11 protein-coding genes and 1 CRISPR repeat array are annotated in these 13,031 nt (G+C 42.4%); of the genes, 4 read left to right on the forward strand and 7 right to left on the reverse strand.

What is annotated here, in order from left to right; genetic code table 11:
• Positions 1-984 precede the first annotated feature (984 nt).
• A complete protein-coding gene (hetF, locus tag ACM0OX_RS33190) occupies positions 985-3,486 on the forward strand; it encodes a cell division protein HetF (protein ID WP_414519191.1) in 2,502 nt (833 codons plus the stop codon).
• 581 nt (positions 3,487-4,067) lie between these two features.
• Here hetF and ACM0OX_RS33195 read toward each other — a convergent pair.
• The 6 genes from ACM0OX_RS33195 to ACM0OX_RS33220 all read right to left on the reverse strand — a co-directional run bounded on the left by ACM0OX_RS33195 (position 4,068) and on the right by ACM0OX_RS33220 (position 9,347).
• Positions 4,068-4,634 (reverse strand): antibiotic biosynthesis monooxygenase, encoded by a 567-nt coding sequence (locus ACM0OX_RS33195; RefSeq protein ID WP_414519192.1) that lies wholly within the window; start codon positions 4,632-4,634, stop codon positions 4,068-4,070.
• 148 nt (positions 4,635-4,782) lie between these two features.
• Positions 4,783-5,721, reverse strand: coding sequence for an SMP-30/gluconolactonase/LRE family protein (locus ACM0OX_RS33200; RefSeq protein WP_414519193.1), 939 nt, complete (start codon positions 5,719-5,721; stop codon positions 4,783-4,785).
• 6 nt (positions 5,722-5,727) lie between these two features.
• The gene (locus ACM0OX_RS33205) at positions 5,728-6,474 is read right to left on the reverse strand and encodes an SDR family oxidoreductase (RefSeq protein WP_414519194.1); all 747 of its coding nucleotides are present in this window, start codon (positions 6,472-6,474) and stop codon (positions 5,728-5,730) included.
• A gap of 327 nt (positions 6,475-6,801) precedes the next feature.
• Positions 6,802-7,490: a CRISPR direct-repeat array (repeat unit 37 nt; unit sequence GTTTCAATCCCTAATAGGGATTTTGATGAATTGCAAT).
• 215 nt (positions 7,491-7,705) lie between these two features.
• Positions 7,706-7,873, reverse strand: coding sequence for a hypothetical protein (locus tag ACM0OX_RS33210; protein WP_414519195.1), 168 nt, complete (start codon positions 7,871-7,873; stop codon positions 7,706-7,708).
• A 16-nt stretch (positions 7,874-7,889) separates the two neighbouring features.
• Positions 7,890-8,186, reverse strand: coding sequence for a hypothetical protein (locus tag ACM0OX_RS33215; protein WP_414519196.1), 297 nt, complete (start codon positions 8,184-8,186; stop codon positions 7,890-7,892).
• A gap of 324 nt (positions 8,187-8,510) precedes the next feature.
• Positions 8,511-9,347 carry a prephenate/arogenate dehydrogenase gene (locus ACM0OX_RS33220; RefSeq protein ID WP_414519198.1) on the reverse strand — a complete coding sequence of 279 codons (837 nt, stop codon included), beginning with the start codon at positions 9,345-9,347 and terminating at the stop codon, positions 8,511-8,513.
• Positions 9,348-9,417: 70 nt separating this feature from the next.
• Here ACM0OX_RS33220 and ACM0OX_RS33225 point away from each other — a divergent pair, with 70 nt between their 5' ends.
• From ACM0OX_RS33225 to ACM0OX_RS33235, 3 genes are all read left to right on the forward strand, one after another.
• Positions 9,418-10,989 carry a pentapeptide repeat-containing protein gene (locus ACM0OX_RS33225; RefSeq protein ID WP_414519199.1) on the forward strand — a complete coding sequence of 524 codons (1,572 nt, stop codon included), beginning with the start codon at positions 9,418-9,420 and terminating at the stop codon, positions 10,987-10,989.
• A 70-nt stretch (positions 10,990-11,059) separates the two neighbouring features.
• A complete protein-coding gene (locus ACM0OX_RS33230) occupies positions 11,060-11,653 on the forward strand; it encodes a DUF1517 domain-containing protein (RefSeq protein WP_414519200.1) in 594 nt (197 codons plus the stop codon).
• Positions 11,654-11,722: 69 nt separating this feature from the next.
• On the forward strand, positions 11,723-12,607 hold the full coding sequence (locus ACM0OX_RS33235; RefSeq protein WP_414519197.1) for a hypothetical protein: 885 nt from the start codon (positions 11,723-11,725) through the stop codon (positions 12,605-12,607).
• Between the two features lie 130 nt (positions 12,608-12,737).
• Here the strand turns inward: ACM0OX_RS33235 and ACM0OX_RS33240 are convergent, their stop codons facing one another.
• On the reverse strand, positions 12,738-12,974 hold the full coding sequence (locus tag ACM0OX_RS33240; RefSeq protein ID WP_414519201.1) for a hypothetical protein: 237 nt from the start codon (positions 12,972-12,974) through the stop codon (positions 12,738-12,740).
• Positions 12,975-13,031 lie beyond the last annotated feature (57 nt).

The following is a 13,031-nucleotide window of genomic DNA, read 5'->3' on the forward strand; positions in this document are numbered from 1 at the left end:
ACTAGGGGAGTGAGTTATCAGGGTGCATCTACCAATAATCTTTTCTAGGGGCAGCTAGCATCTTCCGGGAAAAAATGAACTAAATGAGAGGCAATGTCTACGAGGGGCTGTAAAGTTCGTAGACTTATGCAGAAGCAAGCTACCTATAGCCTCTCTGAGAGGAAAAGACTCGCTAACATTTCTTAACTAGACGCATTCGCCTTTGTTATCAGTGACGCAACTAGAAAAAACCCCCAGTGGGTGTTAACCAACCAGGGGAGTGAGTTATCAGGGTGCATCTACCAATAATCTTTTCTAAAATAAATGGGTCGCTACCGGATAAATTAGCAGAGGTTGAAGTTGTTACTGTTTGTCGATGAAAGAAAAACCTCAGAGGGGTTAGTTATCAGGATAGACCTACCAATCAAACGATCGGTGCGCTGCTTTACAAAATGGGTGTGTCAGGGTTAATCAATAGGACTCAATTTTCATAAAAAAACCCCCAGTGGGCGTTAGCCAACGAGGGGAGCTAGTTATCAGGGTGCATCTACCACTTAAATGTTCTAGGTTTAACCACCATGCTCCGGATAAATTTATGAGAAAATTGATTGTTATCGTGTGTCAAAAAACCAAAGTGGATATTAACTCAATTAGGGGAGTTAAAGATCGAGGGACATCCATCTATTAATCAAGTATTCTAGGATTAAGCACTATTTTCTGGTAGAGAATATCTGCGTCAGAAGTTGCTGTTGTTTGCCAAAAACAAAAAAACCCCCAGTGGGTGTTAGCCAACTAGGGGAGTTGAAGATCAAGGTGCATCTACCAATTAAGTGTTCTAGACCCAAGTAATCCGATCCGGATAAAGTTGTAAAGGCAGAAAAACCAAAACGACACCGAATCAGAAACATTCAGGGGCAGGATGCATCTAAATTATCAGAGAGAGCGAAAAATCGACTTGAAACTTTCGCGTTTCAAACCAGATTTAGGAGGCGGACAGGAGAAGTTGTGACCCAGGAATTCCATATTTCCGTAACCCCAGTAGGGCAAAATGACTACTTGGTGCGGACGGAACAAGTCGCGCCTGGGGTACCATTGGCAGAAGAATTGGTGACTTGGCCTATAGCTGATTGGTTGATGGCTGCTGGGCATTTGATGAATGACCCGTTGAATTCGGTGTTGCAAGGAGATCCATTTACCTCTGGCGGGCATGAAAGCGATATCGCCAGAAACTCTGTGAATTTGGTGGCGTTGGGTCAACAATTTTATAACGCCCTATTTCAAGGCACTCTCAGAGATAGTTGGATTACTGCCCAAGGTATTGCCCAGAACCATCAACAAGTACTACGCTTACGCTTGGGGCTAAAAGACACTAGATTAGCTCGTTTGCCTTGGGAAGTGATGCACGCAGGCGATCGCCCTCTGGCTACTGGGCCTTATGTGGCTTTTTCCCGCTTCCAAAGTGGGATTTCGGGGGCTTCTCCTTTGCGATCGCAAAATATGCCCACACCGCCAGAACAAGGTGGTGTCAGAGTCTTAATGGTAATTGCTTCTCCCTCAGATCAAGTTCGTCTTGACTTACAGAAACAAGAAGCAATTAAACTGCAAGCGGAACTTCACCGTCAAACGTCACGACCTGGCGAAGGTCGCAATCGTTTCCCCGAAATTGAACTCACTGTACTAGACCAACCAGGACGGGAAGAACTGACGCAAGCCCTAGAACAAGGCAGATACCACGTTCTCCACTACTCTGGTCATAGTAACTTAGGCGTAAATGGCGGAGAAATTTATCTTGTTAGTCGCAGAACTGGCTTAACGGAAATCTTAACTGGGGACGATTTGGCAGGTTTGCTCGTCAACAATAATATCCAAATGGCAGTGTTTAATTCCTGCTTGGGGGCATACACAGCAGCGTCCAATCCCTCTGGAGATACTGGCGAACGAAACTTAGCGGAAAGTCTGGTGAAGCGCGGAATTAGAAGCGTTTTGGCAATGTCAGAACGGATTCCCGATGAAGTGGCGTTGACGCTCACACAATTGTTTTACCGCAACTTGAGTCAGGGATATCCAGTAGATTTGTGTGTAAGTCGGGTGCGCCAAGGATTAATTTCTGCCTATGGTTCTCACCAGATGTACTGGGCATTACCGATTTTATATCTCCAGCCAGAATTTGACGGTTTTTTAAGTCAGGAAACTGAAGTATCTGCAAGTACAGATTCGCTGAATCAGTATAGTTCGCCTTTAGGGGTAACTTCCACCATGTACCCTGGTATACCTGATGATAGCGATATGCCTTTAGGAATGGAAGATATGATTCCTAGTGGTTTAACGCGGGACTCTTCTGGGTTGGACTGGCTGGGTGAAGATACTTGGGGCGATCTGGTTGATGAAATCGAGTATGATGACCCAAGCTATGAAGAAGATTCTGCGATAGTTTCGGATTTGTTTCGTCAGCTAGATAACCAAAAACCTCCAACTGAACCGGATCGACAAATTCACGAAAATAGTCTTCACCAAAGCCAGATTTCAGAGGAAATGACTTCCTCAGAAGAGTCAGCAGATTTGTGGGGAGAAGTTCCACCACCGCCACCTGCAACTCCTGGGAACCTTGAGGAAAATTGGCAAAAGTCTAATTTTTCGCAATCGCAACCACCCCCGCCAAGAAATCGTACCCGTCGCCGCAAACTGTGGCCGATTGTGGGTGTTGTGGGGATCGGTGCGATCGCCGCAGCGATCGGTTTAAATTGGTGGCAAAATCGCCCCCAAGCACTGCCTAAAATACCAGAAATTCCCGCCCAGTCTCTACCTGATTCTCGACCGATTCAAAAGCAGCCGAATATCGATTTAGGAATAGAAGCAACTGGAATTGTCACCGCTACTGCTACGGAAAAATTGAGCCAGGGTGACTTGCAAGGTGGGTTATTAGCTGTAGAAGAACTACTGAATCGCGGCGCACTGGCTGCGGCTGAAACTTCCTTAAAACTAATTCCCAGTAAACAAGCTGACGATCCATCTGTGAATTTTTACAAGGGACGATTGGCGTGGCAGTCTATCCAAACTGGAGACAATAACTATAGTGTCGATGATGCCCGTCGTTATTGGGAAACTGCTGCCAAAGCTAAACCCGAATCGCTTTTGTATAATAACGCTTTGGGATTTGCCTACTACACAGAAGGCAATCTGAATCGAGCCAATGATTCTTGGTTCAAGGCTTTGAATTTAGCTCTCAAAGAACAGAACACAAACTCAACATCCAGAAATACAGCAGTTCCTCAAGATGCTTTAACTTCTTATGCTGGTTTAGCTCTTGGATTGTATAAATCTGCACTTAGTCAATCTAATGGTAAGCAGACGCAATATTTGAATGAAGCGATCAAGTTGCGGCAAACGGTTCTCAAGTCCGACCGAGAAAATTTCCAGGTAGATAAATTAACTAAAAATTGGCTGTGGACGGAGAAGGCGATTGAAGATTGGCGATCGCTCCTTCAGCAAAAAGGTGAAGAACAGTAATATATTGTCCCGGATTTCTCACGCATAGTGTAGGCGGAGGGGGGAAGAGGAGTATGGGGAGTGTGGGGAGTGTGGGGGGTAAGACTTCTTCCCCATCCTCCCACACCTCCCACACCTCCCCACCCCTTGGATTTCTCACTTGTGAGAAATCCAAGGGGTGGTGCGATCGCTGTGATGGTTGTCTTCGGATCTGAAATAGGGTTAGTTCGACTTTAGGGATTTCCAAATAAAAAAACATCCCAAATTTTCTTGTGGGATGGGTGTCCCCACCCGTCCCAGATTTAGGGCGGGCAAGATGCCATTGGTGTCAAGTTAAGCTCAAACTTCCTATGTCAATAAGCATTTAGGCTTAAAAATTCGGTTTTCAAGGGACAAAAAACGAACTTTTTCATGGACTATTAATGCTTTGTTTATTAGCATCACTCCCAGCTTGCGTATAAAAGTCAGAAAAAAGTTCACCTTTATACTTCGTTCCTCACAAAACCTATCGTTGACAAATGGGTTTTAACGTTAAGTTGACACTAATGGCAAGATGCCCACCCCACAAAATGGATCATTTATTTCTTGGAAGTCCCTTATTCCTAAATTTTTCGTGATTTAGGATATAGCCAAAAGCTAAACAAGCGGCTAACTCTCGGCATGACAACATAGGTTAAGAGCAAAACCATAGTAATCGTTATAATCAACGAAATAATCAAGGGTGGTAAAACACGAATTAGGGGTACTAAAAACGCATTCAATAAATTAATCAACACATATACAGCTCCCCAAGTTAGTAAAGCTGTTTTATAGCGCGGTGGAGTTTTTAATGGTTGACCGGGAAGAGAAAACCAAGCTTCTAATCCACTAATTTTTTGAACATAAGGATCGGATTCAACTAAATGCTTTCCTTGATTGAGCAAATGTTCGCGATCGCGTGATGTCATCCACACTTCTAAATTTTCATAATTGTCAAATCGGAAGATAATCACATATTCATTTCGCACCCCAAGTTGGGGACAAATCACATTTGTTCCCATGTGACCCACATAAGTTCTGGAAACCCTGGTAATCTCTTTCAACCAAGCTTCGTAAGCTGTTTCGCATCCTGGTTTGACAAGTTGTGTAATGACCACGGTTACAAATCGATCGTTCTGTTCTATCTCCATTATTTATGCTAATCAATTTTGGATTTTAGATTTTTTCACGTAGCTTGATTTTCGGAGGGCAAGTATCGATTTACTTGTTGTGAAACATTTATAAATTTGGGATTTTCAATTAAAAATCCCAAATTTAAAATCTAAAATTCAGTCATGCTCAAGCCAAGGGGTATCCAGGTTTTCCAACTTCAAGCCGAACAACATTAGCAGGAACGACACCAGTGGGTGGAGGTAAAAACATTCCACCATTAGTCACAACATAAATTGCGGTACGATCGCTCTGTGTTTGACCAAAAGCCACGGCTGTGCTACCAATTACACCTTGCTCGGCTTGAGCAATAAGAGTAGTACTGCGATCGCTTGCAATTCGCACCACACTGTTGTAAATGTGCGTTGCTCCATAAAGATTGCCTTCCACGTCAAAGGCGAAGTCATCAATATTAGTTTGCTCTACAAAAATTTCCGGCTCACCTGGTCGATTTGCGGTATCAATGGGAATCCGCAACAGCAACATTTTTTCCGTATTTGAAACGTAGAGGAAATCACCAAAACGCTTCAAACCATTTGCAGCCGGAGTGATATTTTCCGAATTGCTACGAGCAAGCATTGGATGTTCTAGCCAAATTGAGGCACGAGGTTGAGCGATATCAATCAGCCAAATTGCACCCCGATAAGAATCTGCTGTTAAATACTGAGTGTCAGAAAGGGGAGTGATGCCATTGAGAAATATTGCATCTGGCAGTTTCAGCAAGGTTTCTACTTTCCCATCATTGGCAACTAAAGAAATCACTGGTATAGAATCAGCATTCCAGCCTGTTGCCACTAAACCCCCGTTGGCAGTGAAAGCAAGACCACTCACTTTACCTTCAACAGTGGCATGAATCTGCTGATTGCCATCTGGACTAATGCGAACAATCTCGCCAACTTCGTGATTAGTTACAAATATTGTGCCATCTGGTGCGTAGGGGTAGCCCGCCGCAGGTATCGCTAGATTTTCTAAAAAAGTATTGATGGGAAATGAGGTAACAACTTTAGCTGGTGCTAATTCAATGGTTGTATCTACGTAAATAGGCGGTAAAACTGCGGAATTTCCCATATTAACCTACCACTGTAATTGAATCGGGCCACCAAACTTTCGCATCTCTGCAAAAAATAGTCCTTGCGCTCCTCCATCGGGAAGTGTTGCCAAATAAACAGCTGTTTGCGCTCCTTCTTCTGCCGTGAACGGAGCATCATCTCCTCCCATATCGGTCTTCATCCAACCTGGAGAATAGGCATTTACCAGAATATTAGTACCTTGAAGTTCTTTCCCTAGAATCGCTGTTAGTCCATTTACTCCTACTTTTGAGAGTCGGTAGGAAGGCGCTAAAGGGTAGTAGTCACTTGAAACTGACGCTAGAGACGCCATTTCCGTTGAGATATTGACAATGCGACCGTAGTTTTGCACCTTCATTAACGGAATTAATGCTTGCGAAATTCTGAGTAGCGCTAAAACATTAGTTTCAAAGGTAGATCGCATCGTTTCCAGTTGGACAGTCAGTAAGCTGGACTCTTCAGGCTTGGTTGTGGGATTTACACCTGCATTATTGACCAGAATATCTACTTTACCGTAAGTTTCACGCAACCAGTCGGTAAACTGCTGCACGCTTCCATCATTAGTTACATCCAGCTTGTGATAGTCAACATCAAGCCCTTCACTAGATAACTGCTGCTTGGCAGCAAGACCATCTGTTTCATTACGACTCGTCAGAATTATGCGGTTGCCAATTTGGGATAATTGACGAGAAATTGCATATCCTAGCCCTCGGTTACTTCCTGTGACTACAGCAATCCTTTTTTGAGTCGTCATTTTTATGACCTTCAAACTGCTTTTAAGTTTACTGTACTGAGATGTTGTAAATTAAGCAAATTGATTTTAGCAATATATATTTTAGGTTTTATATATTGACAATAAACACCAAATATGGGTTAGGTTATACCAATTTAATGTGAAGTTGCACATATCTTGATCCCCCTAAATCCCCCTTAAAAAGGGGGACTTTGATAGATGTTTTTCCGGTTCCCCCCTTATAAAGGGGGGCTAGGGGGGATCGAATTCTATGCAGCTTCATAAAAAATTGGTATTAAAGATGAATTGCAATCTGAAGAGGCTTTTGCTGATTTTGCAAAGTGGCTTGTTTCAATCCCTAATAGGGATTTTGATGAATTGCAATATGTTTTTATATTCCTGTGGAATACCATGATTGATGCGTTTCAATCCCTAATAGGGATTTTGATGAATTGCAATATTGGGAAATATCAAATGATGGGTTTATTTACACCAGTTTCAATCCCTAATAGGGATTTTGATGAATTGCAATTGCAAGTAAATGTTTTGGCTTTGAGGGAAGTCTGTTTCAATCCCTAATAGGGATTTTGATGAATTGCAATGCAGAAGATGATATCCAAGTTGATGAAGGGCTTAGAGGTTTCAATCCCTAATAGGGATTTTGATGAATTGCAATTCTACAACAGAACCAGTGTTTGGGCTATCGTCAAGATTTCAATCCCTAATAGGGATTTTGATGAATTGCAATCTGGTGGATGCCCTGCTTCTTTGCCTAATCCTTATTGATTTCAATCCCTAATAGGGATTTTGATGAATTGCAATGCAACGCCAGACAAAGCATATTTCTTAATATTCATATTTCAATCCCTAATAGGGATTTTGATGAATTGCAATCAACCCCTAGCGGTTACAACGGTTCTATTTTGGTATTTCAATCCCTAATAGGGATTTTGATGAATTGCAATTGTGGATTTAGCCGCTAGTCATGCTCAAATCGCAAATTTCAATCCCTAATAGGGATTTTGATGAATTGCAATAGCGGGAGCGTGAAAGCCAAGCTGTATTTAGTTTTCAAGGTACGGTTGCGCGATTCTGGAGCAATCATAGCATTAGAGAATTCCTTTGGGAAGAGTGCCGGGAAAAGTTAAAGGCTGACATCCTAGTTTTTGTAAGGATTTCAGAGATTGCGCGGATGATAATTGGGTGATGAGTAGGGTGAAATGCTTGCTGGTATTGAGATAGAAGCACTTTTTTAGGGCTGTGGAATTTGTACACCTACCCATTCGCGCATTTGACATACAGAAACTCTGTGAGAGATGCGATCGCTAAAAATAATCTCATGGTGATGGGGGGCGCGATCGCTGCCTTCGGAGCCAGAAATCTCAGTCTTGATATGCTTATAGCCTCCCACATCACACACAACAACACTTGTAATGTTAGTCTTGAGACTCCTCAGAGATAGATTCTGATTCGGTTTCAAGTTCTTCTGTTTGAACTTTGGGGGCTGGAGGTTTAACCGGTTTTGGGCCGCGCGCTAGTGCAGGATTCACCGATTGTCTGCCTTCATCCCTATATGACGATCCTTTTTTCCCTTTGTCAGACGAGCGGTCGCGGCTCGGTTTTGAGCTTTTGGGGTTGGATTCAATAGGGGTTACAGAATCCGAATTTTCGGAATTGCTTTCAGTGTTTGCTTGGGACTGACGTTCCGATTTCTTAATTGGACGTTCTACCATTGTTGATTTTTGTAAATTTATCTGTATGGTACATCGGTTTGGTGACTATCAGACTGTTGAGTAGCATTTTTAAAGATTTTATCGAACAGAATTCAGGAGTCAGGAGCCAGAATTCAGAATGAATTTTGTACGACTGGTGGATGAATAACCGGGTTTAAGACCCCATCAAATCATAGATTTCGTGGTCTTGAATCAGTCGCGGGTCAAATCCCCGAATGATTGATTCTGACTCCTGAATTATGAATTCTGAATTCTGTTTATCAATTAACTCACTAAATTAAAAAATGGGTGCGTTTAGCTATGGATAAACGCACCCAACAACTATTAAACAAAATCAGGTCGTGCCTGTTGCCTTGATTTGAACTTTTCCTCTAAAACTACCCAATTTTCTTGCTCAATTAAGTTAGTCAACTCATCCAGGTTTTGACGATATTGTTGCAGCGATCGCAGCAATGCTTGACGATTATACCGTGCCATCATCACGCCCAACTCTGGATTCCCGCCACCCACACGACTAGTATCCCGGAAGCCCGAACTAGCTAACTTTTGGGCTAATTGCAAAACATCGGGGTCAGTTTCGCTCAAACAAGCAGCAATCAACGAGGAACTGACCATCACCGGTAAGTGGGAAATCCAACTCACAGCGCGATCGTGTTGTTCTGGTTGACAATAATAGATATTAGCTCCGAGCGATCGCACAATTTCTTCCACAACTGTAATTGCATTAGTTGGGGTTGTCGTTATCGGTGTTAATACATAAGGTTTATCAACAAATAAATCTCGCTGTGCAGCTTCTATCCCACTGTCTGTTCTGCCCGCCATTGGATGACCGCCGACAAAATTTTTCCAAAGGGGAGTAATATCCTTGACTATCTGTGCTTTCGCCGAACCTACATCAGTGACGACTGTAGTAACAGGCAAATGAGCAACTAACTGTTCAAATTGGGGCACAATAAGGGCTAGAGGTGTACAAATAAATACAACTTCTGCGGCTGCTAATAGGCTCAGATCGACTGATGCTTCATCAACACTGCCCAAGGTAACTGCCTTTTGACAGGTTGCTTCACGGCGACTGACTCCTAAGATATGATGTCCTTGCGATCGCAAATCAAAACCCAAAGATCCGCCAATCAGTCCCAATCCTAAAATTCCAATATTCATTTTTAATTTTGACATTCCGTTTTTTATGACTTTACCAACTATTAAAGTTGGCATCCAAGGGGTAGCATCGATGACTGTAGAGGAATTACTAGAACAATATGCAGCAGGAGTCTTAAACTTTAGTGGTGTTGACCTCCCAGAAGCTAATCTGAGTGGGGTAAAACTCAGTGGTGTAAATCTGAGCGATGCTAATTTGAGTATAGTCAACCTGAGTGGCGCAAATCTGAGTGAAGCTAACTTGAGCAATGCCAAGCTGAATGTAGCTAGACTGAGTGGTGCAAATCTATGCAGCGCCATCCTCAATAACGCCAGTCTCAACGTTGCTAATTTGATTCGAGCGGATTTAAGTCGCGCTCAACTCAGAGGAGCCTCATTAATCCGCACCGAGTTAGTTCGCGCTGATCTCAGTCGCGCTGATTTGTCGGAGGCCGATCTCACCAGTGCTGATTTGCGAGAGGCGACACTCCGCCAAGCGAATCTCCGTCACGCTAACTTAAGTGAGGCTATCTTGAGAGGTGCTTCTTTAAATGGAGCCAGCTTGGAGATGGCTAACTTAAACGCCAGCGATCTCAGTCGTTCTGACTTGAGTGGTGCAAATTTGCGAGATGCCGAACTCAGACAAGCCAATCTCAGCCATACTAATTTGAGCGGAGCAGATTTGAGTGGTGCAAATCTCCGGTGGGCAGATTTGAGCGGCGCAAATCTCCGGTGGGCAGATTTAAGCGGCGCAAAATTGAGCGGGGCTGATTTAATTGGCGCAGATTTAAGCAATGCCAATTTAACAAATACAAGTTTAGTCCACGCCAATTTAACTCAGGCAAAATTAATTAGGGCAGAATGGATCGGTGCTGACTTAACAGGAGCAACTTTAACGGGAGCCAAGCTTTATGCCACTTCCAGATTTGGTTTAAAAACCGAAGGCATGGTTTGTGAATGGGTCGATCTTAGCCCAAATGGCGATCGCTCCATTGTCCAAAATTTTCATTCTGAAGAGTCACGAGATTTTTTTAACGAAACACCGCCAACAATTCGGATTATTGTTGATGCAGCTCTAGAACACGAAGCCAATTTTGCGATCGCTGGCGCTTACTATCAAATTGCTCAAGAATATCGGGGGTTGAAACAACCTCCAAGCATCGAAAGTGGTCGTCGCCGGACTATTTTCACATTTCATGTAGAGAGCGACGAAGCATTATTTATCACTGCTTACATTGTCATTCTTCCCTTTCTAGATGCAGCATCTATCCAAAAGAATATTTCTAGTATTATGGAAATGATTAACAGTGAAGTTGTTGCAAATCAAAACTTAAAATTGCTAAAATCACCTCATATAGTGAAACAATTAAATACTCTTTTAGAACAAGCTATAAATCAGGCTACAATAATTAAACAGACGAAAAAAAATATCGAAGTAGCCGCAAAGTTAAATTTTTGTAAAGCCCCAACTCAAATAGTTTTAACGAATTCCAGCGCCCACACTTTGATTGTTTATGACCATCCCAACTTTGGGAAAAGATTTATTAATCGTTCTGCTCTCAACGCTTCAGCTTATGATATATCCAGTGATTCAACAAAAAATATATTACCTTCATTAGATATAATTATAGATTTTATCAAAGGATTTCATTATATTAGTCATTAGTTATGGAGCATTAAACTAATGATAAATGACCAATGACAAACGACAAGAAACAAAAATTTTGGAGGAAAAAATGCGCGATACGTTTAATAAAATGATTGGTCGAACTCGCTATGTAGTGTTTCGCCTATTTCTGCACTTAGGGGGAGGTGAAGTAGCGCCAATTTTGGGAGTATTGAATAGTGCTGGACGAGATGCGATCGATGCCGATGGCGATTTAGAAGTTTTGGGAGAAGGATTGGTAGAAATCAGCCAAACCCTACTGCAATACGATGAATATTGGCTTTCTGCTGCCAACGAAGGTGACGTATTTTTTAATGAGGGCGAAGCGGGGGATTACGTGAATGAATTATTTACTGACTCTGCCGAAAGATATCTCAGCGAACCAAATTACAATTCTGACTCTGGATTGAATGAACCTTTATCTATACCTGTAACCCGCAACGTCATTGTGATGATTACAGTCGCTTATGAAGGAGAAGTACCAGATTTGGAAACCGATCTTTCTAACGTTCAGGCGCTCAAAGAAGGATTGAAAGCATTGATCAATTTGCATTATAAACATAGATTAAAGGCAATCCAAGTACATTTCTCACCAGCACAGTTAGGCGATGAACTTACTAGCGATCAACTGTTGCAGTATTACCCAGAATTAATTCCTTTATAATCTGTTGGGTAGTCCGTACTTACTACTCAGATGATAAATTGTTAAGCTCAGAGATAGGACAATAATCCAATGATCATGACCATAGTACGTAAATTTACAGCCGTTTTTTTAGCTCTGAGTTTGTGTATCACAACTGTTGCTTGTGGTGGCGAGAACCAAAGTACTCCTCCAGCTAAGAACGTTAGCCAAACTTCTACTAATACAAAGTTGAGTGATGGCGAGTATCAAATACAACAAGCGACTTATGACGATGCAACTGGTGAGTACAACCTGTTTTTACTAAACAATAAGCCCCCAACCTTTTCAACCGAAAATTTGCAAATGGCGCGGTTAACTGACGATCAAATTAAGGAGGGTAAAAAAACCTATCTGAAGGTAGAAAAAGGACAACCGATTTTATATCTGACAGAAGACTTTAAACTTGAGTATGTCCACAACGTTACTGAGAATAAAACCAATCCCCAAACAGGACAACAAGAGACGGTTGTAGTCCGTCGAGAAAATAGCTTCTGGGCACCATTTGCTGGGTCTGTAGCTGGTAGCTTGGCGGGACAGGCAATTGGTAGTATGTTGTTTAGACCCCAATATTATGTACCCCCTGTCTATCAATCAGGACAAGGATTAAGTGGCTTTGGTGGATATGGCGGAAGCTATGGCCAAGCAGTTCAAAGTTACCAAAGCCGCTACAATACGCAACCCGCAGCCGTGAGAAACCGCACTGCCTTCCGCAATACAGGGACAATTAGAAGGTCATATCCTGGAAATACAAATATACGCAATACCCCGCGTAGCACTACAGGTAATAACCGTCCTTCTGGTTCTGGTTTTGGTGGTAGCACATTGCAACCCTCTGGTAGAGCCACTTCACCTAGACGCAATTCTGGTAGTGGTTTTGGTAGTGGGCGTAGTACAGCACCCCGCCGCTCAAGTGGTTTTGGCAGCAGACGCCGTTAATCAATTCCAAGTTGAATAAATAGACTGCCTAACAAGTAAAGGTAGTTGTGCATAAAGAAGCCGGAGGGTAACAAGTCAAACCTCTGGCTTCTCTTTAATATCTATGCAATTTGCGAGGAGGAATTATTAATTATTCGGTTAAATAATATGAAATACTAAATACAAATATTGCTAAGAGAACAGGAATCATTTTACTAAAGTCTATTCGCTTTTGTTGAACCATTTCTAAACAAGACATCGGAATCATCAGAGGCCAGAAGATAGTTGTCACCACACACATCACAAACGATAAAAATTTATCTTCTGGATTGGAAGCAGTCTGACGTAGGGAAAATATTAACCAATTAGTTAAAAAATAGCATGTCATTAATATAGCGATTATCAGTCTTCTGAAGTACAGTAGCAGCAGTGAGTAAACCAACCC

It is taken from the genome of Nostoc sp. PCC 9305, assembly GCF_963920915.1.
Lineage (GTDB): Bacteria > Cyanobacteriota > Cyanobacteriia > Cyanobacteriales > Nostocaceae > Nostoc.